This is a genomic window from Pseudomonas sp. MF06569 (assembly GCF_059862735.1).
Genome location: NZ_JCBCUZ010000005.1, coordinates 140572 through 167509, shown reverse-complemented (window position 1 = coordinate 167509; position 26938 = coordinate 140572). Strand labels below are relative to the sequence as shown.

Genomic DNA, 26938 nt, shown 5'->3' with positions numbered 1-26938 from the left:
TATTGCTGCACCCTCACTGCCTAAAGGCGGCGGCGCCATTCAAAGCATTGGCAAGGGCTGGGGAGCCGTAGGTTTTACCGGTGCCGCTTCATTGGCAATCCCGCTGCCCATTACTCCAGGTCGCGGTTATGCCCCCGCACTAAGCCTGAGCTACAGCAGTGGCGGTGGGCGCACCGAGTTTGGTCAGGGCTGGTCCATCAACCGCCCCTCGATCAGCCGGCAAACCAGTCTGCAAACACCTCAGTTCGAGCCCGACTCCAATGGCCATTTGGCCGAGCCGGTTTACCTCTCCTCCAGTGGCGATGTGTTATTGGCGCAACGGGATGCCAGCGGCCAGATCATCACCCGAGACACTTCACTGTTTCGCGACCGACAGCTGCCTGAAAACTATCAAGTGACCGCTTACCGTCCACGGGTAGAAGGCGACTTCAGCACGCTCGAGCACTATGTCGGTACAACCGACTCGTTCTGGTTGATCCAGCTCGCGGACGGCAGCGTTCATGTGTACGGCCACAGTCACAACGCCCGCCTGCAACACCTGCGGGGCGCCTCGACCTGGGTGGCCGAGTGGCTTCTTGAAGAGTCGGTCGCCGCCAATGGCGAGCACGTGCTGTACGAATACATCTCTGAGAACGATGCATCGCTCAACACACTGACCGGTCCAGTAGCCGATACCTGGCTAGGCCGCGACAGCAGCACCCATCGTTACCTGCAACGGGTGCGATACGGCAACCTGACAGGGGATCGGGTGCCCTTCTTGCTGCAAAAGCCGGTGGTGCCCACCTGGCTGTTTGATCTGGTCTTCGACTATGGCGAATGTGATGCCCGTCTGACGGTCAAGCCCCTGTACCCCCAAACCCCGGGTACGCAGTGGCCGTTGCGGGCCGATCCGGTCAGCAATTACCGCTACGGGTTCGAAGAGCGCACGCTGCGACTGTGCCATCAGGTGCTGATGTTCCATTGGTGCGCCGATGGTCCGGACAATAGCGGCCCTGTCCTGCTCCAGGGCGAACCCTCGCTGGTACAGCGCCTGCAACTGGAATACCGCCAGGAACCGGCCGTGTCCTTGCTGACCGCGGCCCACGTCATCGGCTATGTTGGGCAAGAAGCGCAATTCAACCCGCCGCAAGAGTTCGACTACACCCCCTTCACTTTCACCCCGGAGTCCGCAACGTTCTCACCGTTTTTTACCGAGCAGACGCCCCCCCAGAGCCCTGGCATCGATGCCGATAACTACCAGTTGGTGGATCTGTTTGGCGACGGATTGGCCGGGATCCTCTATCGCCTGCAAAACGCCTGGTACTACCGTCGCCCCATCCGTCATCCGATGCCCGGCCCGAATAAAAACGCGGTGAGTTACGCGGCCCAGGAGCAGCTCAAACAGATTCCGGTCGCCAACAACAACTCGCCAACGCTGCAGGTGCTCACGGACATCAATGGTGACGGCAAGCTCGACTGGCTGGTGGCCCAACCGTCCTTAGCGGGTTTTTTCACCCTGGATACCGACCAGCAATGGAACCACTTCACGCCCTACGCGGCCTTCCCCACCGAGTTTTTCCACCCGCAGGCACAGCTGGCCAACCTGATGGGAAACGGCCTGTCGGACCTGGCAATGATCGGGACCCGCAGCGTGCGCTTGTATGTAAATTTGAAAAACAAGGGCTTCGACAACCCCGTCGACGTCAGCCGCTCAAGCACTGAGACGCCTTTGCCCGCGGTCAGTGACCAACGCTGCGAACTGATGGCGTTCAGTGACATGCTGGGCTCCGGGCAGCAGCATTTGATCCATATCACCGCCCAGTCCGTGCGCTGCTTCCCGAACCTGGGGCGCGGCCGATTTGGCGAACCGGTCAACTTTGGCAAGCTGGACTTTGCGGGCGAGTTCAACCCTGCCCATATCCGCCTCGCCGACCTGGATGGCTCCGGCGCGGTCGACATCCTGTACCTGCAAAGTGATTCGGTGCAGGTTTTCATGAACCTCAGCGGACACGGGTTCGCCGCCCCTGTCACGATCCCTTTGCCTGAAGGGCTGAAGTACGAGTCCTTGACCCGAGTCAGCGTGGCCGACCTGCAAGGGCTGGGCTGCTCCAGCCTGGTCGTGACCAGCAGTACCCACAACACCCAGCTGCGACCCGAGCATTGGCGCTGTGACTTTGTCGCTGGCAACAAACCGTATTTGCTGTGTGCCTCGGACAACAACATGGGCGCCGGGGGCGAGGTGGTGTATCGCTCATCGGCGCAGGAATGGCTGGACGAAAAAGCCCTGCTGCCAGATCCGTCTCTGGCCGTATCCGAATTGCCCTTCGCAATGCATCTGGTCAGCGAGCAGCGCCAGTTCGACCAGATTACCGGCAACCATTTGTCCCAGTTCTTTAGCTATCGGCACGGCTATTACGATGGCGTGGAACGGGAATTTCGCGGGTTTGGACTGCTGCTGCAAACCGACACCGAGGCTGACACCAGCGATACCGAGGGCTACAGCGCACCCGTACAGAGCAAGACCTGGTTCCACACCGGCAAAACCCTGCATATGGACGTGCCTGATGCCTGGGCCGGTGATATCCAAATGGCACCGCTGGGCAACACCCTGTGCACCCAACACATTGATGGCACCGAGCAAACGCACACTGACTGGGATGCCCCGACACTGCGCGACGCGGCCAGAACCTTGAGCGGCTCGGTGTTACGCGCCGAAACTCTGGGCGTCGATGGCAACGCCGTGCCTTACAGCGTCACGCAAAGCCGGTTTGGCGTTCGCCTGCTGCAAGCGCGCTCCGACGTTGCGCCTTACAGCGTCATGCTGGGGTTTGTCATCGAGCAACGCAGCCTGCAGTACGAGCGCCTGGCCGATGACCCGCTTTGCCAGCACCAAATCACCCTGGCCATTGATGACTATGGCACTGTCAGCCACGGCGTCAGCGTCGCCTATGCCCGCCGTGCCAGCGCACAACCGCCCTATCCCGACGATGAAGAGCACGCCCATTTGCGGCGCTGGTGGATGGATGCCAGGGATGACGCCCAACTGTGCTTCTACCTGAGCGAGATGCGTGAGCGAGTCTTGCATATCCACCAGACCGATTACCTGCGATTGGGCCTGCCCTACCGCAGCCAGGCGAGCGCCTATGTTGTGCCCGCTGACGATCCGTCGGTCGACGTCATCGGTTACGAAGCCTTTCTTGGTCCGCAATCGCCATTGGGCAAAGACCCGGCCAACGGCCAGCGCATGCTGGCGGGCCAGAGCCGCGTGCAATACCAGGGCTGCACGGACGGCACGGTGAACTTCGAAGCGCTGCCTGAATACAGCGAACAGGGCCAGCTGGATGCCGCCGCCCTGCAAGCCTACGTCGTGAAGGATGATCAGGGCGCAGACAAAAACCTGCTGGGCAGCACCCCTGGCGAGGTGAAAGCCCGACTCGAAACAGCGGGCTATGTCGATGTCGGACTGTGGCGGCCAACCAGCAATACCGTTGACACGTCCACCAGCATTTGGGCAGCGCGCACGGGATACACAACCTTTGCCGGGGTCGAGCATTTCAACACGGTGCTTGAGCAAAAAGCGGTCGCATGGGTCAAGCCATCGAAGGTCAGTTATGACAGCCTCTGGCTATTGCCTGTCAGATTCACGGCACCTGACGACGGCGTGACCGATGCAGTCCATGACTACAGCACGTTGCAGGTCAAATGGATTCGCGACCCCAATCAGAATGTCAGCCAGGCCCGCTACGACGGGATGGGCCGTGTGGTGCTGACCACCTTCTGGGGCACCGAATGGGACGAAGGCACTCAAGCCGTTAAAGAGGTCGGCTTTGGCAACATGGACAGTCATTCGTGGGTGCCGGCAAGCGCCGCCCAGGCCATTGCCGACAGCTCGGTCATGGGCGATCTGGCAACCGCACTCTTCTACGAAAGCAGTAGCTGGATGGGCCAAGCCCCGCCGGACCTGTTACCCAACGGAGTTGAGCTGGGCGTGCTGATGCCCTCCGGACATTTGCGTGCCAGTGCGCGCAAGCGCCTGGCCAAGGGTGATTACCCTGTAAACCAGATTCCGGCCCAGACCTGCTCAGCCTTGCTGGCCCTGCCTCGCGAACCGGCACACAGCGCCGTTCTGCAAGCTGACCGCTATCCGGGGGATCCCGATAAACAGGTGAGGATGTCGCTGAGCGCCTCGGATGGTTTTGGCCGTGCCTTGCAAAGCAAACAGAAAGTCGAACCGGGCCTGGCCTACGCCGTCGACGACAAGGGCAACCTGATAACCCAGGACGGTGAACCGGTTCAAGTTCAGGCCACCGAGCGCTGGTGCGTCAGTGAGCGCGTGGAATACAACAACAAAGGGCTGGCCGTTCGCATCTACCGGCCTTATTTCGCGAACCAATACCGTTACATCAACGATGAGTCGTTCCGCCAGTTCGGCTACAGCGACCAGCAGTTCTATGACCCCCTGGGGCGCCCCACCAAAACCATTACCGCCAGTGGCTATTGGCGCCGCCAGACGTACATGAACTGGTACACCATTGCCGAGGATGAGAACGACCTGTATCAAGAGGCACTGGAACACCCGAGAGTCGCCAGCGTATTGCAGGCGCGCGGCAACCGGCTCGATCCGATGCAAGCCCTTGAAGGCGCAACGGTGCGGGTTGAATACCCGGGCATGCTGGCCACCGACAGCATTACGATGAGCTGGAGTGGTGTCGCCGGTGCAGGCTCACCTTCGCTGGCAGCAAAACAAGGCAGTGCGACAGGTCAAGTGCTGTTTGATATTCCAAAAACAGCCGTGGCTGCCAACATCGGCAAAACGGTGGAAGTGGCCTATACCGTGACACGCACAAGCGAGGTACTCAATTCGCAGGTCCTTGATCTGAACATTGCGACGTCCCCCCGCCATCTACCTGATGCAACTGGCTGACGGCAGCACGTTCACGGTGATTTTCAAAGTCGCATTCTCGGGTAGCGATGAAACACAGGCGTTAGCGCTCCCCTTGAAAAAACTGGTCATTCTTGACAGTACAAATGCCTCGTAATGGACGACGAGTCTCGATAGCCAAAGCAACAATCAGGTATGGCAACGATGACTTATCAATTGCACCAAAAAACGCCATTACTGATCTCGATAGATCCGCGGGCAGCCCTGCTGCGCAGCGTGGCTTACCATCGCCGGGACATCAGTCAGACACCATCGGCCCACACCACGCGGCAACGGTATAACGCGCTGGGTCATCTCACCGAACAATGGGATGCGCGACTGTCGGTGGCCAATCAGCAAACTCGCTTCAGCCTGACGGGGCAGGAGCTATGCAGTGATTCGGTGGATGAAGGCTGGCGCGTGCGTTTCTACAACGCGGCCGCACAGGCCGTGCACAGTTGGGACGGGCGTGAAAGCTTTATGCGCCTGGACTACGATGAGCAACTGCGACCTGTTGCACTGTTTGAAAAAGGGGCTGATGAAAACGTAGAGCAGTGCGTCGAACGCTTTACCTATGCCGCAAACAATACTGAAGATGCTCAACGCAACCGGTGTGGCCGCATGCTGCGTCACGACGATCCAGCCGGCAGTGTGTGGCATGAAGCGTTCGCCGTAACCGGCCAGCCACTGATTGAGACCCGGCGCTTTTGCGTCTCGCTGACCGCTCCCCACTGGCCGGATGCCCCGCTTCAGACCGTCAGCTACAGCACCCGCTGGCAGTACGACGCACTGGGCGCGGTGATCGCGCAAACCGATGCAGCAAACCACGTAAGCTCGATAAACGTCGACATTACCGGCCGGCCCTGCGCGTCACAGCTGGACAGTATAGCACTACTCAAAAGCTGCGAATACAACGCCTTCGATCAGGTGGAGACAGAGCAAGCTGGCAACAATGTACTGACCATCGCGAACTACTCAGCGGCAAATGGTCGGTTGCAACGGCTCAAGGCCAGCACTCTGACCGGGCATTTACTGCAAGACCTGCACTACCAGTACGACCCGGTGGGCAATATCGAGCGCATCGAAGATCTGGCCCAGCCCGTACAGTGGTTTGCCCAACAACAGGTTGAGGCAATCAGCACCTACCGTTACGACTCCCTCTACCAACTGATCGAAGCCACGGGCCGGGAAAACGCCAGCCAACGTATCGGACCTGAACTGCCCGGGCTGGAGATTTTCGGCGCCAGGGATGACAGCCACTGGCGCAACTACACCCAGACCTACACCTATGACAGCGGCGCCAACCTGACTTCACTCAAACTTGATGCTGGCGCCGGTAACACCTATCTGCGCCAGATGGTGGTGGCAGAACACAGCAACCGCAGCCTGTTCAAGGGTGAAGCACCCGCGGAGTTTGCCAGTGGTTTCGATGCCAACGGCAATCAACAGGCACTGGCACCGGGGCAGCTCATGCACTGGAATACTCGCAATCAATTGCATCAGGTCACGCAGGTGATGCGCGAGGCACCTGATGGCCGGGACGACGATGTCGAGACTTATATCTATGACGGCACGGGTCAGCGCGTGCGCAAGGTACGCCGGGCCAAGACCGGCGGTGGTGAACAGGTCATTGAGGTGCTGTATTTGCCGGGTCTGGAAATCCGCACACCCACCACGGGCGAGCAGTTACATGTCGTGACGACCCAGGCCGGTCGCAACCAGGTCCGGGTGCTGCATTGGGCGACCGAGCCCGATCAGTGGCGCTACAGTTTGGGTGATCATCTGGGCAGCAGCACCCTGGAGCTGGATCACGCGGGCGAACTGATCAGCCAGGAAAGTTACTACCCCTACGGCGGTACATCCTGGTGGGCCGCACGCAGTGCCGTGCAGGCCAGATACAAGACCCTGCGTTATTCCGGCAAAGAGCGCGATGCCACAGGGTTGTATTACTACGGCGCACGGTATTACGCACCGTGGTTGCAGCGGTGGATTTGCCCGGATCCGGCGGGCAGTGTCGATGGGCTTAATGTGTACTCAATGGTCAATAACAATCCTGTCACTCACCGGGACTTGCACGGACTGGCCAAAGAAAAATCAGTACCGAACGTTATCCATCACTTCTGGCAAGGAGAACTCAAAAATCTTGAGCAGCATCATTCCAACTTGAAAAAAATAGCGCTCACCAACAGTGCCTATAAAGTTGAATTGCACGTCCTGCCAAATCCGGGGGAAGACACTCAGCTCAAGGCCCTGCAAAGCAGCCTTGGCAGTGGTGTAAAAGTGATTAATATCAAAGAGAAAAAGTGGTTTAAAAAATTCCAGACCAAGGAGCGTTACACACAATTTGAAGCATCAAGAAGCGGAGAACGCGCCCATCTGGCATCCGGTTCGGACATTTTAAAAACCGAGCTGACTTATAAATTGGGTGGCGTGTTCAATGATGTGGACAACGTGCCTATCGCACCTCTGCCCGCCTCCCCGCAGCACCAGGAAAAAACATTAATGACTGCAGGCCCGACTCAATTCAATCGTTGGGGCGGAGAAAAAGGCATTCATTCCAGTACGTTTGCCACTTACAAAAAAAATCCGATCTTGAAAGAGATGAACAAAGAAAGCTTCAAAAAGTTCAAAGCAATTCAGCACATCATTTACCGTAAAAATGATATGACAGCCAACCCTGACGACCACTTCAAAATGGTTTCGGAAACCGCAGGTTCTTTACATTTTTCCCGCGAATTGAAGAGACTCGATACGGGTTTTAATTCCGCGCTGGAAAATCTGATGCTGACTAGCAACAAATATGATGAAGGCAACATCGTATTCGATAAATACTTCAAGCCCACCACCACGGGAGCAGGGGATCTTGATGAGGATCAAATGATTGCACTTTTTAATGCCATGTCTGCACCCGGCCATGTAATGATTTGAGCATCTCTGAGGTTGGGTTAATAAAACCCGACCTCAGACTCTCTTGTCGCTGCTCTGGCCTGCCGACTTCACAAAGCTCTCAAACCCCCACCAACCTCGCCCGCGCCTGCAAACTCAAATGCGCCTGCTCCCCCGGCGCCAGGGTTTGGTTGTGGATGCCACCGCTGGTGGACTCCACGCACACAAAACCCATCACCTCATTCCAGCTCACGCCCAGCAAGGGTCGTTTGCCCGGGTGCCAGACCACCGTATTGGCCTGATGCCCGGTATCGATGCTCAGCGCCCTTTGCCAGGCGTGATCATTGAGCTGCATTTCTCCGTCATGCTGGAACACGCGCTGACAACCGCCCGCCACCCGCAACTCACCCTGCTGCTGGCAAACCTCACGATTCAACTGATCGTAGCCGTGAACACCGTCCAGACCAGACAGCGCTACCTTGGCAACATCTCCGATGCGCCAGTAAGCACGTAAGGCCTGGCTGACCTGGCAAGGCTCATCATCCTGATGCTCGGTGCTCAAACGCAGTTCCATTTCTTCGCCCAGTCGTGCATGTAAATCGACCTGCCAATCGCACAACTTCAAGCGCCAGTGCAGGGTCACCCCTTCTTCGTCGCTGCTGCTATCGAGCAGTTTCCAGTCGATCAACCGCGCCCAGCCATGGGATGGCCATGCATTTTCACTGGGGTGGCGACCATACCAGGGCCAGAAAATCGGCACTCCACCGCGAATCGCACCCACCTGCGGCCACTTGGCAGCGCACCACAACCAGGGCTTTTGCCCGGTTGGCTTAAAATGCAGCAGCTGCGCGCCCTGACGGCTGAACACCGCCTGGCAATGGGGGTGATCGATCACCAGCACGTCGCGCTGCTGAAAACGCTCCCATTGGAAGACCGGCTGCTCGCGCCTGGATTTGAAAAAACGGTGAAGCGGATGCTCATGCATGTGCCGCAGTCCTGAAAATCATGCGCCGAGGTGTGCAGCCCCGAAAAAAAGCGGATAGCCAAGGCTATCCGCTGGAAAAACAAGGAGCTTAGCGCATTTAGAACGTCGACTGAATCTTCAGACCGGCCACCAGTGCGTTGTCAACCTTGTCCACACCACCCGGGTGAGTGATGTACTGCAGGTTTGGACGCACGGTCAACCAGTTGGTCACGTGAAAACCGTAGTTGAGTTCGTAGTTGTACTCGGTGGAGCGCAGTGGCGAGTACAGCGGATCGTTGTAATCGGTGGCACCAATGGAGGCGTTGATCTGCTCGGCGCTTTTCTTCACGTCATCATTGACGTGGATGCGGGCGGCGCCAATGCCGATGTCATCCTTGGGACGGGCATCGAAAGGCCCCTTGTACACAAACATCAGCGACTGGTAGTTGTCGACGATGTTGGTGGCCTTGTCGTGAAAAGTGGCGTTGGCCGCGATATTCAGACCGCGCGACGGGTCACCGTTGTGGCTGGTGAGTTGCTGCTGCACCACAAACCAGTAACCGTGCTTGCTGTCGCGTACACGATAGTCCTGACCGGTGCTGGTGATGTCGACGCGCACGTCATCGGCAGGCGCCGTGCTCTTGTAGTAACCAACACGGTACTCGCCCGGCAGGTCGTTGACCTTCGGCGACCAGACCAGCTCGACCGGCAACACCGTGCCCTTGGTGCCGCTGCCGCTGAGTTTGAAGCCGTTGCCGTGTTCCAGTTGCGACGGGTTCTGGTTGTACGCGCCAATCTGGGCATACAGCTCAGGGGTGATGTTGTATTTCACCCGCAGTGCCGCCTGGCTGACCGGCCAGTTGTACCAGACGTTGGTGGCCCAGTTACCCACCTGGGAGCCACAGAACGCCAGGTTCTGGAATTCGCACGGGAAGGTGTTGAAGTCTTCGCCTTCACCGAAGTAACCGGCCTTGACGTCCAGTTTGCCGTCGAGGAACTGGTGCTGAATCCACAATTGGGTCAAACGCACCATATGGCCACGGCCATAGACTTCCTGGGAGGAGCTCAGGGTACCGGCACGGGGGTCGCCGATACGGTCATTGGAGATGTTCTGGCCATTACGGTTGGTGAGCTGGATCTTGGCCTGGGTGTTGTCCCAGCCCCACAGCTTTTGCAGGTCCAGCGCGACGCCCAGACCGAACTGGTCACTGTAGCGCGCTGTCTTGTCATCGTTGTAACCGCCATGCAGGTTGGCGCCGACTTCACCGACGTAATCGGCCTTGATGTCGATGCCCTGCTCGATCAGTCTGGTTCGCTCACCGCCCCAGTCGCCGGTCATCCATTTCGAATCGGCACTGAACGCTTCGTCAGCGTAGACACTGCTTGCACCCAGGCTTAGCGCGACAATCGCCGATAGCTGGCAGGCCAGACGGGTACGGGTCATTCTGTTAGTCATCCCTTAAATCCTCGTTGTTTTCTTATTGGCTTTCTATAACGCGGCACCACCCAAGGAGGCCCGGTAACAGGCTCCCTGTTGACTTAACGACCCTTGAATTGCGCCACGTTATCAGCCCGGCCGAGCGTCTGAGGCGAACCCATCGCCCCCAGACGCTCGCCCGTATTCGCATCAAACAGTAGCACTTTGGCTGGATCGAACTGCAAATTGAGGCTCTGACCCACCTGAGGCGCATCATCAGGGGCCATTCGGCAGCAGACCTTGCTCCCGTTCAGGTTTACAAAAACCAGGGTGTCCGGGCCGGTAGGCTCGATGACTTGGGCTTCGGCGCGAATGACGGGCAAGCCGTTGGGCTCTGCGGGCGCCAGTACAATCTGCTCGGCGCGTATGCCCACAATCACATCACGGTCCTCAAGCCCCGCGTCCTGCATGCTCAACGGCAGCTCGCAGCGTGCCTGGCCGCTGTCGAGCAAGGCCAGCAAGCGGCCCTCGCGGCGTTGCAGGCGCAGGGGAATGAAGTTCATCGGTGGCGAGCCAATAAAGCTCGCCACAAACAGGTTAGCCGGATCGTTATAGATCTGCTTGGGCGTACCGAACTGCTGAATGATCCCGTCCTTCATCACGGCCACTTTGTCGCCCAGGGTCATGGCTTCAATCTGGTCATGGGTGACGTAGACGGTGGTGGTTTTCAGGCGCTGGTGCATCAGTTTCATTTCGGTGCGCATCTCGACCCGCAGCTTGGCATCGAGGTTGGACAGCGGCTCGTCAAACAGGTAGATCTTGGGCCGCCGCGCCAGCGCCCGGCCCATGGCCACGCGCTGTTGCTGACCACCCGACAGTTGGCCGGGCTTGCGGGTCAGCAGGTGTTCGATTTGCAGCAGCTTGGAAACCCGCGCCACCTCTTCATCGATCGCCGCCGCGCTCATCTTGCGGATCTTGAGACCGAAGGCAATGTTGTCCCGCACATTCATGGTCGGGTACAGCGCGTAGGACTGGAACACCATGGCGATATCACGGTCTTTGGGGCTCATGCCGCTGATGTCGGCATCGTCCACCAGGATCGCCCCGCCGCTGATGGTTTCAAGACCGGCGATGCAGTTCATCAGGGTCGATTTACCGCAGCCCGAAGGCCCCACCAGAATCAGGAACTCGCCGTCATCGATTTTCAGTTCGATGTTTTTCAGCGTGTCGGGCAAACCCTTGCCGTAGGATTTATTCACGTTGCGTAATTCGAGAGTCGCCATGCCTTACCCCTTGACCGCGCCGGACGTCAGCCCGCGCAGAAAATACTTGCCCGCAAAGATGTAAACCAGCAGCGTCGGCAGCCCCGCGATCATGGCCGCAGCCATATCAACGTTGTATTCCTTGGCGCCGGTGCTGGTATTGACCAGGTTGTTCAACGCCACCGTAATCGGCTGCGCATCACCACTGGCAAACACCACACCAAACAGAAAGTCGTTCCAGATTTGAGTGAACTGCCAGATCAGGCAGACCATCACGATCGGCACCGACATCGGCAGCAGGATTCGCCCGAAAATCGTGAAGAAACCCGCGCCATCCAGCCGTGCAGCCTTGACCAGCGCATCCGGGATGCTCACGTAGTAGTTGCGGAAAAACAGCGTGGTGAAGGCCAGGCCATACACCACGTGCACCAGCACCAGGCCGGTGGTGGTATTGGCCAGCCCGAGCTTGCCGATGGTGAACGAGGCCGGGAGCAACACTGTTTGAAACGGCAGGAAGCAGCCGAACAGCAGCAAGCCAAAAAACAGCTGTGAGCCGCGAAAACGCCACATCGACAGCACATAGCCGTTCATGGCCCCGATAAAAGTCGAGATCAATACCGCAGGCACGGTGATCTTGACCGAGTTCCAGAAATACCCGCCCACCGTGTCCCAGGCCTTGATCCAGCCAATGCCGTCAATCACTTGCGGCCAGCTCAACAGGTTGCCGGTGCGGATGTCTTCCGGGCTTTTGAAGCTGGTGAGCAGCATCACCACCAAGGGGATCAAATAGACCGCCGCAGCAAGAATCAGGGTGGCGTAAATGGCCAGGCGGCTGAAGGTGAATCGGGACGCGCCGATGCCGCTTGTCATGTTAGTCATGGCGTTTGTTCCTCAGCTCGGAATACAGATACGGCACGAGGATGGCCAGAATCGCTCCCAGCATCATGATCGCGCTGGCAGAACCAATGCCCATTTGCCCACGGCTGAAGGTGAAGGAGTACATGAACATGGCTGGCAAGTCGGAGGAATATCCCGGACCACCGGCGGTCATTGCCGACACCAGATCGAAGCTCTTGATGGCAATGTGCGCAAGGATCATGAAGGCGCTGAAAAACACCGGGCGCAGGCTCGGCAACACAATGCGCAGGTAGATGGTCGGCAAGCTCGCACCGTCGACCTGGGCCGCACGAATGATCGACTGATCGACCCCGCGCAATCCGGCCAGGAACATCGCCATCACAAATCCCGAAGCCTGCCACACCGCAGCGATCACCAGGCAGTACACCACCCGGTCCTGATCCAGCAGCCAGTCAAAACGAAAACCTTCCCAGCCCCAGTCACGGAGCATTTTGTCCAGGCCCAGGCCCGGGTTGAGCAGCCACTTCCAGGCCGTACCGGTGACGATCATCGACAGTGCCATCGGGTACAGGTAGATCGTGCGGATGAAGCCTTCCTTGCGAATCCGCTGGTCGAGCAGGATGGCCAGAAACACGCCGATCACCAGGCTGATGACGATGAACATCCCGCCAAAAACCGCCAGGTTTTTGCTGGCGACCCACCAGCGGTCGTTGTCCATCAGTCGTGCGTATTGCTGCAAACCAACCCATTTGTAGCTGGGCATAAAGCTGGAATTGGTGAACGAGAGCAGGAACGTCCAAAAAATGTAGCCATAAAAGCCAACCAATACGATCAGCATGCTCGGTGCCAGGACCAGCTTGGGCAACCAGCGTTGCAGCGCATCAAACGGCGAGGCCTTGCTGAACACAGCCACGGAACTCATCGAAATACTCCCGAGAGGGTATGCCGGCATCTGCACACGCAGATGCCGCACAACCAGGGATAAGGGGGAGCCACGCGCAGGCGTGGCAGGTCAGATCAACGAATTACTGTGCGGACTTGATGGCCGAGTAGAGCTTTTTACCGGCCGTGGCCGGATCAGCACTCTTGTCGCTCATAAAGTTGCTGACGGTGTCGAAAATCGCGCCTTGCACCGCCAGTGAAGTGGCCATGTTGTGCGCCATGCTCGGCAGCTGGCTGTTGGCCTTGCCCGCTTGGGCGAAGTCTTTGGCTGAGGCCTGGCCACAGCTGTCGAACTTGCTCATGTCCAGGTCACTGCGTACCGGGATCGAGCCTTTGTTCTGGTTGAACACGTACTGGAATTCAGGCTCAAGCGCGACTTTGGCCACGTCGTTTTGCGCGGCGATATTGCCCGGCGTGTTGTTCTTGGCCGACAGCTTGAACATCGCCAGCGAGTCGATGTTGTAGGTAAAGCTGCCCTGGGTGCCCGGGAATGGCACGCACTCAAAATCAGTGCCGGCCTTTTTACCCGCAGCAGCCCACTCGCTTTTCGCCCAGTCACCCATGATCTGCATACCGGCCTTGCCGTTGATCACCTTGGCGGCTTCCAGGTTCCAGTCCTGACCGGTGCCATCCGGGTCCATGTAGCCCTGCAGTTTTTTCAGGTGGGTGAAAACTTCAGCCATCTGGGGGCCGGTCAAGGTTTTCTCGTCAAGATCGACGAAGGCTTTCTTGTAGCCATCTGGCCCCATGACGCTGAGCACCAGGTCTTCAAAGACCGTGCTGTCCTGCCACGGCTGACCACCGTGGGCCAGAGGGATAAAGCCCGCGGCCTTGAGTTTGTCGCCTGCCGCGTAGAGTTCATCAAGAGTGGTTGGCGCTTTGTCGATGCCTGCCTTCTTAAAGACTTCGGGATTGATCCACAACCAGTTCACCCGGTGAATGTTCACCGGTACAGCCACGTAATGGCCGTCGTATTTCATGGTGTCGGAGACGGTTTTCGACAGCAGGGTGTCCCAGTGATTGGCCTTGGAAACCTCATCGAGGTTGGTCAACAAACCGAGCGCGCCCCACTCTTGCAAGTCAGGGCCTTTGATTTGTGCTGCTGAAGGCGGGTTGCCGGAGACGGCCCGGGTTTTCAGTACGGTCATGGCGGCGGCACCGCCACCGCCTGCCACGGCACTGTCCTGCCAGGTGTAACCGTCTTTTTCGATCAGCTTTTTAAGCACATCAACCGCTTTGGCCTCACCACCGGAGGTCCACCAATGCACCACTTCAACCGTGCCTTTGGAGTCGGCAGGGGCAGCGGCATAAGCACCCAGGGGGAATAATGTAGCCAGAGAAATGACAACGGCGAGGCGATTGAATGAATTCATGTCTGGACCTTTCTTGTTGTTATAGCTGTGCAAGTCTTTTTGCTTGCGCTGCCAAAGAGTGTATCCATCACCGTCTGCCCGCACGTAACGAAGAGACGCTCAAATGTCACAACCTGGTGACACAGAAGCAGAGTGAGGGCGTTTGGTTCCGAGGATATTTCAACGATGTCTGACTCTGCTTTCCTGTAAGCCATAAAGCTGCCCCCAAAGCCACGTAAGGCATTTTCTGCGTTGACTGTAGGACGCATCCCGAAGTCGTTTTCCCACGTTGAACCTGTAAATAACTTCAGCGAGTCTGCAACACATCGCCACGTTTCAAGAACGGATGCAGACACCCATCAGGAGATGAGACTCATGCAGAAATATCGAGCAACGGCCCAGAACCACTGTTTCATTTGCCCGATGGAGTATCCGGACGGTTGCCGCTACGCCTGGAAACTGGACATCCGGCGCTCAGGCAAAGTGCATGTCCACCAATTCGACTTCGCCGAGTATGGCGGTGAGGCCGCGGCCCTGGATGCAGCTGAACATTTGCGCAACCAGCTGGTGCTGGAAATGCCCCAGCCCCTCACCTATGAAAATCGCCAGCGCCTGACGCGCCACAACACCAGCGGGCACCCCGGGGTCTATCGGGTGCACGCCAACCAGATCCATTACTGGCGCGCCACGACCCGCATTCACGGTTACAACCTGAGCAAGAGTTTTCGTGTGGATCGCTATGGCGATGACGAGGCCAAGCGGTTGGCGCTGCAAGAGCGCGAGAGGCAACTGACCCTGTGCAACGAACCCTATGACGTGGCCATGGAAAAACTGCAGCTGCACTTCAGTCAGACCAGCAGGCGGGTGCGCGAAAACCGTATCAACGCCGCGATGAGCAGTCACCGCCAGCCAACGTCCATGATGGAAGTGGCCTCAGACCGCCCACTGGAACCCTTGCTACCCATCAGTGCCGAACAGGCGAGCCAGTCGATCAATCGCCATTTCGCGGCAAGTGCAAAGTGACCCGCAGGCCGCCCACGCGCAGGTTTTGCAGACTGACTTCACCACCGTGGCTATGGGCAATACTGCGGGCAATCCCGAGTCCCAGCCCGTAACCCTGCTGCTGCCCGGCCAGGCGAAAGTGAGGCTCGAAGACTTGCTCCAGGCGTTGCTCGGGCACCCCCGGTCCTTCGTCATCAACGGTCAGCACAAAGGCCTGCTCATTGTCATCGATACGCAAGTGCGCGTTGTTGCCGTACTTGAGGGCGTTGTCGATCAGGTTGCCCATGCAGCGGCGCAGGGCCAGCGGCTTGCCGGGGTAAGGTTTGAGGGCTCGTCCCTGAAGGGTTACGCGACCGTTTCCCTGAGGGAGCAAATACGGTTCGATCAAGCAATCGAGCAGGTGATTCAAGTCCACTGCCTCGATGTTTTCGTGAATGTCCGTATCTTTCACGCACTGCAGCGCACCTTTGACCAGCATCTCCAGCTCATCCAGATCGCGTCCGAACTTGTGCTGCAACTGCTCGTCTTCAAGCAGCTCGACCCGCAGGCGCAGGCGGGTGATCGGGGTGCGCAGGTCATGGGAAATGGCGCTGAACAACTGACTGCGCTCGGTCAGATAACGGCTGATGCGAGCACGCATGGTGTTGAAGGCTCGCCCCACTTCGACCACCTCACTGCCGCCTCCGATCTCGACCGGCCTGACTTCATCCTCACCCAGCGACATGTCACGGGCCGCCCGGGCCAGACGCTTGAGCGGGCGGCTTTGCCAATGCACCAGCAAGCCGATGAACAACAATAAAAAGACGCTGCTGAGCACGATGAACCACACCTGCAATGCCGGCAGTCCTTCTTCTTCGAGGCTGGTGTACGGCTGCGGCAACAGGGACGCGATATACAGCCACTCGCCCGGCACCATCTGGATTTGCGTCACCAGCACCGGTGGATTGACCGGCTCAAGCGTCAAGGCGAAATGCGCCCAGGAACGGGGCAACTCATCGAGCTTGAGGCCCGCATTGAAAATGCGCAGGTCCTGGGGGCTGACAAACGTCACCGACATGTCGACATCGGGTCCCACCGCCTCGCGCAACACCTTGTCCACGGCGTCCAGCACCGCCTGTTTGCGCTGGGTCGGCGGCAATACGGGCATGTCCAGGGGCCTGTCATTGAGGCTCACCACAAACCGTGTTCCGCCCATGCTGCGCAATTGATCCAGCACCAGCGGACGATAGGCCAGCGGCAGGGAGCGCAGGTAAGCCACGGTCGCATTCATCGAGTGCGCCATGCTGCGCGCACTGTTGACCAGCCCTTCGAGTTGCGTGGTGCGCAACTGCGACAGCCAGATCGCGCTCGACAAGGTTTGCGCCAGCAAAATGGCAAGCAACGTCAGCAGCAACATGCGCCCCAGCAATGAGCGGGGCATGTGCCATTTGCGCAGGAAATTAAAGGTCATTGCCGGACAAGACCTGAGCCGCCAACTGATAGCCGCTGCCGCGTACGGTACGGATCAACCGGGGGGGCTTGTCGGTGTCGCGCAGACGCTGGCGCAAGCGGCTGACGGCCATGTCGACAATTCGGTCCAGAGGCATCAGGTCCCGACCGCGGGTCGCATTGCCGATAGTGTCGCGGTCAAGAATCTGTTGCGGGTTATCCAGAAACAGCTTGAGCAACGAAAAATCAGCCCCGGACAGAATCACCTCTTCGCCATCGGTATGAAACAGTCGATGGGTCACGGTGTTCAGTCGCCACTCTTCGAACGCCAGGACTTCGTTACCCGAACTGGTATTGGCAAATTGCGCCCTGCGAAGCAATGCCTTGATTCGTGCCAGCAGTTCACGGGGGCTGAAGGGTTTGCCCAGGTAGTCGTCGGCGCCCAGTTCAAGGCCAATGATGCGATCGGCCTCGTCAGAACTGGCGGTGAGCATGATGATCGGGATCTGGGCAAAGCGCGGATGCTGTCGCACCCATCGGCACAGGCTGAAGCCATCTTCGTCGGGCAACATGACATCGAGGATCAGCAGATCACTGGCGGCCCCATCAAGTGCTTCACGAAAGCCCGCACCATCGCCCACGGTACGCACCTGAAAACCGGCGCGGGTGAGATAGATATCAAGGAGTTCTCGAATTTCCTGGTCATCATCGACCAGCAAAATGGATTTGCCGGGTGCACTCACAGTGATGTTCCTTATTGTTTTTATCACGTCTGTGGGAGCGGACTTGTTCGCGATGCAAGCGATTCGATGTCTGCGCTAACGCGAGCAAGCCCGCTCCCACAGTGTGTGCATGGCTTTTAGCCAAATGCCTGTTGCAACGCCACTCCCGCGCCGATCAATCCCGGATACGGTGCTGTCACCAGCCACACCGGGATGCCCTTGAGGTAGTCGCTCATGCAGCCTTTGTCGGCGAAGCTGCGGGCAAAGCCGCTGGCCAGGAAAATATCGGCAAAGCGCGGGATGACCCCGCCCACGATATAGACCCCGCCCCGCCCACCGATGGTCAATACATTGTTGCCCGCCACACGCCCCAGCCAGCAACTGAAGTGTTCCAGCACCTGCAGGGCGACCGGATCACCGGCCAGGGCCGCTGCCGTGATTGCACGGTCGCTGTCCAGCACCGGCGTATGGCCATCCACCGCGCAAATCGCCCGATAGACCCGCGGCAAACCGCTGCCGCTCAAAATGCTTTCAGCACTCACATGGCCAATTTCGTTGTAAATGTGCTGCCACAACTGCACTTCACGGGGGTTGCTCATGGGCAGGTCAACGTGACCACCCTCCCCCGGCAAGGCCATCCACTGCGCCTCACCCAGGTTCAGCAAGGTACCCACGCCCAGCCCGGTTCCCGGCCCGATAACCACGGCGGGTCGTGTCGGGTCCGGGATGCCAGGGCACACCTGACGTACGTCTTCAGGTTGCAGGCGGGTCATGCCCAGGGCCATAGCGCTGAAGTCGTTGATCAACAGAAGATTGTCGACCTGCAGGTCCTTACAGAACCCCGACCGGCTCAAGCGCCAGTGGTTGTTGGTAAAGCGAAACTCATCGCCACTCACGGGACCTGCCACTGACAGGCACACCGAACCTACAGCACCCAGGGCCAGATCCAGGTCGCTCAGGTAAAGCTTGATGGCTTCTTGCGGGCAGGCGAAATCAGCTGTTGCCAGCACACGAACCGAGCGCAGTTGGTCGTTATCCCACAACGCAAACCGGGCGTTGGTTCCACCAATGTCACCGACCAGTGCAAGCTTCATTTCAGATTTTCCAGAGACGAGGTAAAGGTACTCGCGCCCTGCTCGGCCGAACTGAAAGCCTGACGCATGAACGCAAACAACTCACGCCCGGACCCAACGGCATTATCCAGAGTGCCGATTGCCGGGGTGCGCGCCGCGAATTCTGCCTCATCCACCAACAGTTGCAATGTTCCTTTTACGCCGTCCACGCGAATCATGTCGCCGTCCTGAACACGGGCCAGAGCGCCGCCGATCGAAGCTTCCGGGCTGACATGAATCGCTGCCGGGATCTTGCCCGAGGCGCCTGACATCCGTCCGTCAGTGATCAGTGCCACTTTAAAGCCCCGATCCTGCAACACACCCAGGAACGGCGTCATCTTGTGCAGCTCGGGCATGCCGTTGGAACGCGGGCCCTGAAAGCGCATCACGGCCACAAAGTCGTGTTCCAGCTCACCGGCCTTGAACGCATCGGCCAGTTGTTGCTGATCCTGGAATACCCGTGCCGGGGCTTCGACGATTTGATGCTCAAGCGCTACCGCCGAGACTTTCATCACGCCGCGCCCCAGGTTGCCTTCCATCACCCGCAACCCGCCCTCGGCCGAAAACGCACGTGCAACCGGACGCAAAATCGACTCGTCGAGGCTCTCGATCGGGCCTTCGCGCCAGACCAGCTCGCCATCCACCAGGAACGGTTCGCGGGTGTAACGGCTCAGACCGAAGCCCGCCACCGTGTTGACATTCTCATGGAGCAGGCCGGCTTCCAGCAGTTCGCGAATCAGGAACGCCATGCCGCCTGCGGCCTGGAAGTGGTTGATATCGGCCTTGCCGTTTGGATACACGTGGGACAGGGTCGGCACCACTTCGGACAGGTCCGCCATGTCTTGCCAGGTCAGCTGAATGCCCGCGGCCATCGCAATCGCCGGCATGTGCAGGGTGTGGTTGGTCGAGCCGCCAGTGGCATGCAGCGCAACAATGGAGTTCACCAGGGAGCGCTCGTCGACGATTTCGGCCAACGGGGTGAAGTCGCCATTTTGCTTGGTCAGGCGAGTGACTTGATGAGCGGCTTCGCGGGTCAGCGCATCACGCAATGGCGTGTAGGGATTGACGAAAGAAGCGCCCGGCAAATGCAGCCCCATGACTTCCATCAGCAACTGGTTGGTGTTGGCGGTCCCGTAAAACGTACAGGTGCCAGGGCTGTGATAGGACTTCATCTCCGACTCCAGCAGCTCTTCGCGGCTGGCCTTGCCTTCAGCGTAACGCTGACGCACGTCGGCCTTTTCCTTGTTGGAAATACCCGACGGCATCGGCCCGCCCGGCACAAAAATGGTGGGCAGATGACCGAAGCGCAGCGCGCCCATCAGCAGGCCCGGCACGATCTTGTCACATATGCCCAGCATCATTGCCGCATCGAACATGTTGTGGGACAGCGACACGGCCGTCGACAGCGCAATCACTTCACGGCTCAGCAGGCTGAGCTCCATGCCCGGCTCGCCCTGGGTCACGCCATCGCACATGGCCGGCGTGCCGCCCGCGAACTGGCCCACCGAGCCGATTTCACGCAGTGCTTTTTTGATTTGCTCAGGAAAGTGTTCGTAGGGCTGATGCGCCGACAGCATGTCGTTATATGACGAAACAATTGCGACGTTGGCGGCGTTCATCATCCGCAGGCTGTTTTTATCTTCAGCGCCACACCCGGCCACGCCGTGGGCGAAGTTGGCACATTGCAGCTTGCCGCGTTGCGGGCCGTCACTGGCGGCACCGCGAATAAGCGTCAGGTACGCCTCACGGGTGGCACGACTGCGGGCAATAAGACGCTCGGTGACTTCAAGAACGCGGGGATGCATGTGTTGAACTCCAGGCTAACGGATGTGGCGACCTGTACGTGTCCTATGCTGACCGAAGGGCTTTGAGGAGCGACTTCGACCATTCGGACCCGTTGATTCAGGTCACTCGTTGTAGATAAAACAAAATATTGCCACTTAAATGGCTTGTTTTCTATTTTTATGCGAATAATCTTGTAATTCCAACAACAAATCGATGGCAGGCGCTTTCCATGACTCTACGAATCGCAATCAATGGTTTTGGCCGGATCGGCCGTAACGTCCTGCGCGCACTGTATACCCAAGGCTACCGTCAGGACCTGCAGATCGTCGCAATCAACGATCTGGGTGACAGTTCGATCAACGCTCATCTGCTCAAGTACGACACGGTTCACGGCACGTTCGACGCAACTGTCGAGCATGATCAGGAGAGCCTGACGGTCAATGGCGACCGCATCAGCGTGACCGCCATTCGCAACCCGGCCGAACTGCCTTGGGCGGCGCTGAAAGTAGATGTGGTGTTTGAATGCACAGGTTTGTTCACAGATCGCAGCAAAGCTGAAGCGCATATTAGCGCTGGTGCCCGTAAGGTGATTATCTCTGCACCCGGTAAAAATGCCGATGCGACTGTGGTCTACGGCGTTAACCACGACATTCTGCGCCAATCCCACCAAATTATTTCCAATGCTTCCTGCACCACCAACTGCCTGGCACCTGTGGCGCAAATCCTGCACCGCGAGTTCGGCATTGAAAACGGCCTGATGACCACCATCCACGCCTACACCAATGACCAGAACCTGACCGACGTTTATCACTCGGACCCGTACCGTGCGCGCTCGGCCACCCAGAACATGATCCCGAGCAAAACCGGTGCCGCCGAAGCCGTGGGCCTGGTATTGCCTGAGCTGGCCGGCAAGCTGACCGGCATGGCCGTTCGGGTTCCGGTGATCAACGTGTCGCTGGTTGACCTGACCATCGAGCTCAAGCGCGAAACCACCGTGGCTGAAGTCAACGCGCTGTTCAAGGAAGCCAGCCAGCACTCTAAAGTTCTGGGCTACAACACCCTGCCGCTGGTATCGAGCGACTTCAACCACAACCCGCTTTCGTCGATCTTCGACGCCAATCACACCAAAGTCAGCGGCAAACTGTTGAAAGTACTGGCCTGGTATGACAACGAGTGGGGCTTCTCCAACCGCATGCTCGATAACTGCCTGGCGCTGTGCAACGCGGAGTAACGCGATGATCGGTATCAGCTTCACCACGGCCACCCTGGCGGCGCGCAAGCGCATCGCCCTGGTGGCCCATGATCACTGCAAGGGTTTCTTGCTGGACTGGGCCGAGCGCCACAAATCGGAACTCAGCCAGCACGACCTGTGCGCCACCGGCACCACGGGCCTGCTCTTGAGCCAACGCCTTGGGCTGCCGATCGAAAGCATGATCAGCGGCCCGTTGGGCGGCGATCAGCAGGTGGGCGCCAGGATCGCGGAGCAGCGGGTCGACATGCTGGTGTTTTTCTGGGACCCGTTTGAACCCCAGCCCCATGATCCGGACATCAAGGCCTTGTTGAGGGTGGCTGCGGTCTGGAACATTCCGGTGGCCTGCAATGAGTGCAGCGCTGACTACATGCTCAGCAGCCCCCTGATGAGCCAGCCCCACGAATACCGCATCCCGGATTACAGCGCGTACCTCAAAGGCCGCGTTTAACCATCCCTCTGTAGCCGCTGACGAGTAGAACGAGGCTGCGTCCGAGCGCGAAGCGGTCGCAAAATCGGTAGCTGCGAAGTGTCTGAACGTACGGATTGCCCGGGTTTACGACGGCTTCGCCGCCGAACGTAGCCTCGGTGCGCTCCTCAGCGGCTACAGGTCAGGGGGCGTTCATCACGGGGCTAGCGTTTTTTGTTATTCATGGCTTTTCAAAACAGCGCTTGACCAACGGCATAGATGATAAGCATTATCATTCGCTAAAAATCGGTCGGGTAGCACTGTGAGTCAGTCCCACTTCAATCAAGTCTTCCTGACCCAGCGGGTCACCTTGCTGCGCACGCTGGAGCGGATGGTCAATAACCACAGCACCGCCGAAGACTTGCTGCAAGAAACCTACTTGCGCGTGACGCGGGCCTTGAGCGAGCGCTCCGTCGAACACCTTGAACCCTTTGTTTTCCAGACCGCACGCAACCTGGCGCTCGATCATCTGCGCGCCCGGCGCATTCAGTCACGCACCGTCGTCGAAGATGTGCCGCTGGAAGTCATCGAAGGCGTCGCCTCCCCTCTCAGCACCCCGGAAGAAGCCCATCAAGCCGCGCAATTACTGGAGCGTTTGAGTGTGAGCCTGAGCCAGCTAAGCGCCCGCCAACAGCGAATTTTCATCCTGAGCCGCCTTCATGGCTGCAGTTATCAGGAGATTGCCGAAGAGCTTGATGTGTCCTTGAGCACGGTTCAAAAGGAGCTCAAATTAATCATGGCAATCTGCATCGGGGTAGCCGACAGGCTGAATCGGCCTTAACCTTGACGGGCTATGCCTGTAAGAACGCTCTGTAACTGCCAAGGAACACCCGTGCCGGACACTCATAATTCTGCGCAAGACGTGCTGCAAGACAGCGCCATGGATCAGGCACTGGACTGGCTGATCACCCTTGAGTGTGCGAGCGACGAACAAAAAGCCGCCTTCCAAAACTGGCTCAATGCCGACCCTGCCCACGCCCTCGCCTTTGCCAAAGCCAATGCGATCTGGAATGGAGAGCCGGTTCTGGCTGCCGCGCAAACCCTGCAAACCCGCCGCACGCCACGCCTGTTGCAACGCATCGGGCGGCACTGGAAGCACCTGGCAACAGCGGCGGTCGTGATTCTTTGTGTCGGCAGTTACGGCAATGTGCCCTTGCGACTGCAAGCCGATCATCTGACCGTGGTCGGCGAGCGCCAGCGCCTGCAACTGGAAGACGGTTCAAAAGTACTGCTTAACACCAACTCCGCGTTCTCCAGCAAAGTGGTCAATGCCCAGGCCAGCGCTCGCCTGTACCAGGGCGAAGCGTACTTCGAAATCCCGGCCGACCTGGAACTGCCCATGGTCCTTGATGCTGGCCCCGTGCGTGTCAGTGTGCGCGATACCGACTTTGCCGTGAGCTACCTCAATGGCGAAGCCCAAGTGCGGGTGCAACGCGGCGATGTTGACTTGCGGGTGAGCAGTGTCGGCACCCAAATGCGTTTGTCTGCCGGTAACAGCGTGCGCATCGGCCCCAACGGATTCAGCAAGACCGCCAGGCTCAACCCCCAGACCGACCTGGCCTGGGTTCAAGGGCGCCTGGTGTTTGAAAACTGCCCGATGGGCAAAGTACTGGATGAAGTGCGCCGCTATTACCCCGGATGGATCGTCAGCAACAACGACAAACTGGCCAGCATTGCAGTGACCGGAAACTACCGGCTCGACCAGCCGCTGGACATCCTGCGCTCACTCGCCCACATCACCTCGAGCAACATCTCGGAATTCCCCGCGCTGGTCATTCTTAATTAGTTGTAAGTTTTTTTACGCGATAGCCACAGGTCGTTCGTCTCGTTGTAGTCAATGCAACTGATTCGCATTTTGAATCAGCTTCGCAACTATAAGATTCGTTCACCACGGAGCGCTATCAATGCCCACTCGTTTCAACAGCCGGTCCTCATCCAACGTCCGCACGGGCGGTTTGCAGCAGTGCACGTTGTCGTTGTTGACCGCTGCCATGCTCCTGGCCGGTGTACAGGCGGCTCCCGTCATGGCCGCGACCGATGGGCAGTCGGCCACCCGCTCCGTGGGCAATTACAAATTCGCGATTTCCCAGCAGCCGCTGGCGTCTGCCCTGAACGATTTCAGCGCCGTCACCGGCTGGCAGGTCGGGTTACCGGCAGAGCTGGCGCAGAATGTGTCCTCGCCCGGCGTACGCGGCTCCCTGCCCCCGGAAAAAGCCCTTGAACGTCTGCTCATCGGTACCAACCTGGGCTACCGCAAACTGGGCAACAACAACATTGTGCTGGAAAAGCGCAGCAGCTCCACCGGCACCCTGGCCTTGCAACAAGTGACCATCAGCGCCACTCGCCAGGAACAGGACGTGAACTCGGTGCCCAGCACCGTCACCGTCCATGACCGCCAGGAGCTGGACCGCGATAACGTCAATACCATCAAGGATCTGGTGCGCTATGAGCCGGGTGTCACGGTAGGTGGCGCCGGTCAGCGCGGCGGTATCAGCAACTACAATATCCGCGGTATCGATGGCGACCGGATTCTGACCCAGATTGATGGCGTTGAAATCCCCAGCTCGTTCTTCAACGGCCCTTACGCCAAGACCCAGCGCAACTACGTCGACCCGGAAATCATCAAGCGTGTTGAAATCCTCCGTGGTCCGGCGTCAGTGCTGTATGGCAGCAACGCCATCGGCGGCGCCGTCAGCTACTTCACCCTGGACCCGGATGACATCATCAAGCCGGGCCAGGATGTCGGTGCCCGCCTGAAAACAGGCTACAGCTCGGCCGATCGCAGCTGGCTGAAATCGGGCACGGTGGCCGGTCGTTCGGGTGAATTCGATGGCTTGCTGCACCTGAGCCAGCGCGACGGGCATGAAACCAAATCTTATGGCGATCACGGCGGCACCGGCCTCTCCCGGACCGCGGCCAACCCCGAAGACGTGAAAACCACCAACGTGCTGGCCAAGGCCGGCTGGAACTACAACGATGACGATCGCCTGGCCTTCACCTACGAGAAGTACAAGGACCGTACTGATATCGATGTGAAAAGTGCCGTCGGTGGCCCGTTCAACAACGGCCAGCCGCTGGGCATGTATCGCTCCCGAACCGGCCAGGACACCATCACTCGCGAACGTTTCGGTGTGGAAAACAGCATGGTTCTCGACACCATGCTGACCGATCACTTCAAGTGGAGCCTGAACTACCAGATCGCCAAGACCGACCAGAACACCCTGGAAAACTACTTCCCCTTCACCCGCAATGTGATGCGCTCGCGCAACACTAAATATGAAGAAAAAATGTGGGTACTGGACGTCCAGGCGGACAAGGCTTTCCATATTGCCGACACCGATCACCTGCTGACCTATGGCGCCACCGTCAAGCATCAGAATGTCACCGGTTCGCGCAGCGGCTCGGGCACCTGCCTGGCAGTGGGCAGAGGCTGCACGGCTGTTGGCGCCAACAGCCCGAGCGATTATCTGGTCAAGTCCAGCGACTTCCCCGACCCGACCATCAACACCTACAGCCTGTTCGCCCAGGATCAGATCAGCTGGAACGACTGGACCTTCATGCCCGGTCTTCGCTACGACTACACCAAGCTGACGCCGCACGTCACACAGGAATTCCTCAATACCGTCAACAGTGACCAGCGAGGCACGGTGAACGACGATGAAAAAGTCTGGCATCGACTGTCGCCCAAATTTGGCGTGACCTACGCGTTCAACGATAACTACACGTGGTACGGCCAATACAGCGAAGGCTTCCGCACCCCAAGCGCCAAGGCCTTGTATGGTCGCTATGACAACCTTCAGGCGGGCTACACGGTCGAGCCAAACCCGAATCTGGAACCGGAAAAAAGCAAAAGCTACGAGACGGGCCTGCGCGGCAACTTTGAGGCGGGGTCATTCGACGTCGCAGTTTTCTATAACAAATACCGCGACTTCATCAATGAAGACGCCATCACCCCCGGCTACAACGAACTTGCGTTCCAGAGCAATAACATCAAGCACGCCACCATCAGGGGGGCTGAAGTCAAAGGCCGCTTGAACCTGGACGCCTTCGGCGCACCGCAGGGCCTCTACACCAAGGGCTCGGTGGCGTATGCCCACGGCCGCAACAACGACACTGGCCAGCCGATCAACAGCGTCAACCCGCTGACCGCCGTCATGGGCCTGGGCTACGAACAACAGAACTACGGTGGTCTGGTGAGCTGGACACTGGTCAAGAGCAAAAACCAGGTCGACGACAACACCTTCTTTTCCCCGGATGGCACCAGCAAACAGTTCAAGTCGCCGGGCTATGGCGTGCTCGACCTGACCGGTTTCTACAAGGTCACCCAGGACGTCACCGTCAATGCTGGCCTGTACAACCTGACCGACAAGAAATACTGGAACTGGGATGACGTGCGCGGTTACGACAGCGTGGGCGAAGCCGGTGTGCTGAACCCGGCCAATATGGAGCGCTTGACCGCTCCGGGCCGCAACTTCGCAATCAATCTGGTCTGGGATATCTGACCGCGCGCCTCACTGCGCAGACTTTTGTTCTGCGCAGTGAGGATTTTTTACTGTGATCCGTCTTCCTGATCGTCTAGTTACAAAGCGC

General features: G+C 58.5%; 18 protein-coding genes. 8 read left to right on the top strand and 10 right to left on the bottom strand.

Annotated features, from left to right (window positions below; genetic code table 11):
- The first annotated feature begins 91 nt into the window (after nt 1-91).
- A complete protein-coding gene (locus AC19YQ_RS07575) occupies nt 92-4903 on the top strand; it encodes a SpvB/TcaC N-terminal domain-containing protein (protein WP_500594865.1) in 4812 nt (1603 codons plus the stop codon).
- 162 nt (nt 4904-5065) lie between these two features.
- Nucleotides 5066-7828, top strand: a complete 2763-nt coding sequence (locus AC19YQ_RS07570; RefSeq protein WP_500594864.1) for an RHS repeat domain-containing protein — start codon at nt 5066-5068, stop codon at nt 7826-7828.
- 79 nt (nt 7829-7907) lie between these two features.
- On the opposite strand, the gene AC19YQ_RS07565 is transcribed toward AC19YQ_RS07570, so the two are convergent.
- The 6 genes from AC19YQ_RS07565 to AC19YQ_RS07540 all read right to left on the bottom strand — a co-directional run bounded on the left by AC19YQ_RS07565 (nt 7908) and on the right by AC19YQ_RS07540 (nt 14602).
- Nucleotides 7908-8771 (bottom strand): D-hexose-6-phosphate mutarotase, encoded by an 864-nt coding sequence (locus AC19YQ_RS07565; RefSeq protein WP_133077275.1) that lies wholly within the window; start codon nt 8769-8771, stop codon nt 7908-7910.
- A 97-nt stretch (nt 8772-8868) separates the two neighbouring features.
- Nucleotides 8869-10206 carry a carbohydrate porin gene (locus AC19YQ_RS07560; RefSeq protein WP_133077274.1) on the bottom strand — a complete coding sequence of 446 codons (1338 nt, stop codon included), beginning with the start codon at nt 10204-10206 and terminating at the stop codon, nt 8869-8871.
- Nucleotides 10207-10289: 83 nt separating this feature from the next.
- Complete coding sequence (locus tag AC19YQ_RS07555) at nt 10290-11450, bottom strand: ABC transporter ATP-binding protein (protein ID WP_133077273.1); 1161 nt, start codon at nt 11448-11450, stop codon at nt 10290-10292.
- Nucleotides 11451-11453: 3 nt separating this feature from the next.
- Complete coding sequence (locus tag AC19YQ_RS07550) at nt 11454-12299, bottom strand: carbohydrate ABC transporter permease (protein ID WP_326398999.1); 846 nt, start codon at nt 12297-12299, stop codon at nt 11454-11456.
- 1 nt (nt 12300) lies between these two features.
- Entirely contained in the window at nt 12301-13209 is a 909-nt protein-coding gene (locus tag AC19YQ_RS07545; RefSeq protein ID WP_019822330.1) for a carbohydrate ABC transporter permease, read from the bottom strand.
- Nucleotides 13210-13312: 103 nt separating this feature from the next.
- Nucleotides 13313-14602 carry an ABC transporter substrate-binding protein gene (locus tag AC19YQ_RS07540; protein WP_133077272.1) on the bottom strand — a complete coding sequence of 430 codons (1290 nt, stop codon included), beginning with the start codon at nt 14600-14602 and terminating at the stop codon, nt 13313-13315.
- 354 nt (nt 14603-14956) lie between these two features.
- Between AC19YQ_RS07540 and AC19YQ_RS07535 the strand changes: the two genes are divergently transcribed.
- Nucleotides 14957-15604: an AP2 domain-containing protein gene (locus AC19YQ_RS07535; protein WP_133077271.1), complete on the top strand. Its 648-nt coding sequence runs from the start codon at nt 14957-14959 to the stop codon at nt 15602-15604.
- On the opposite strand, the gene AC19YQ_RS07530 is transcribed toward AC19YQ_RS07535, so the two are convergent.
- The 4 genes from AC19YQ_RS07530 to edd all read right to left on the bottom strand — a co-directional run bounded on the left by AC19YQ_RS07530 (nt 15573) and on the right by edd (nt 20650).
- Nucleotides 15573-17033, bottom strand: coding sequence for an ATP-binding protein (locus AC19YQ_RS07530; protein ID WP_133077270.1), 1461 nt, complete (start codon nt 17031-17033; stop codon nt 15573-15575). The two genes, AC19YQ_RS07535 and AC19YQ_RS07530, sit on opposite strands and share 32 nt — an antisense overlap.
- Complete coding sequence (locus AC19YQ_RS07525) at nt 17023-17754, bottom strand: response regulator (RefSeq protein WP_133077269.1); 732 nt, start codon at nt 17752-17754, stop codon at nt 17023-17025. The genes AC19YQ_RS07530 and AC19YQ_RS07525 overlap by 11 nt, the downstream gene beginning before the upstream one ends.
- A gap of 116 nt (nt 17755-17870) precedes the next feature.
- On the bottom strand, nt 17871-18827 hold the full coding sequence (locus AC19YQ_RS07520) for a glucokinase (protein ID WP_133077268.1): 957 nt from the start codon (nt 18825-18827) through the stop codon (nt 17871-17873).
- Nucleotides 18824-20650 carry a phosphogluconate dehydratase gene (gene edd / locus AC19YQ_RS07515; RefSeq protein WP_500594863.1) on the bottom strand — a complete coding sequence of 609 codons (1827 nt, stop codon included), beginning with the start codon at nt 20648-20650 and terminating at the stop codon, nt 18824-18826. Before edd ends, AC19YQ_RS07520 begins: the two co-directional genes overlap by 4 nt.
- Before the next feature lie 209 nt (nt 20651-20859).
- Here edd and gap point away from each other — a divergent pair, with 209 nt between their 5' ends.
- The 5 genes from gap to AC19YQ_RS07490 all read left to right on the top strand — a co-directional run bounded on the left by gap (nt 20860) and on the right by AC19YQ_RS07490 (nt 26850).
- Nucleotides 20860-21861: a type I glyceraldehyde-3-phosphate dehydrogenase gene (gap, locus tag AC19YQ_RS07510; protein WP_133077266.1), complete on the top strand. Its 1002-nt coding sequence runs from the start codon at nt 20860-20862 to the stop codon at nt 21859-21861.
- Between the two features lie 4 nt (nt 21862-21865).
- A complete protein-coding gene (locus AC19YQ_RS07505; protein WP_133077265.1) occupies nt 21866-22330 on the top strand; it encodes a methylglyoxal synthase in 465 nt (154 codons plus the stop codon).
- Nucleotides 22331-22610: 280 nt separating this feature from the next.
- Nucleotides 22611-23129: an RNA polymerase sigma factor gene (locus AC19YQ_RS07500; protein ID WP_133077264.1), complete on the top strand. Its 519-nt coding sequence runs from the start codon at nt 22611-22613 to the stop codon at nt 23127-23129.
- 99 nt (nt 23130-23228) lie between these two features.
- Nucleotides 23229-24134 (top strand): FecR family protein, encoded by a 906-nt coding sequence (locus AC19YQ_RS07495; RefSeq protein ID WP_257623035.1) that lies wholly within the window; start codon nt 23229-23231, stop codon nt 24132-24134.
- Nucleotides 24135-24252: 118 nt separating this feature from the next.
- A complete protein-coding gene (locus AC19YQ_RS07490; protein WP_326397474.1) occupies nt 24253-26850 on the top strand; it encodes a TonB-dependent receptor in 2598 nt (865 codons plus the stop codon).
- The last annotated feature ends 88 nt before the right edge of the window (nt 26851-26938 follow it).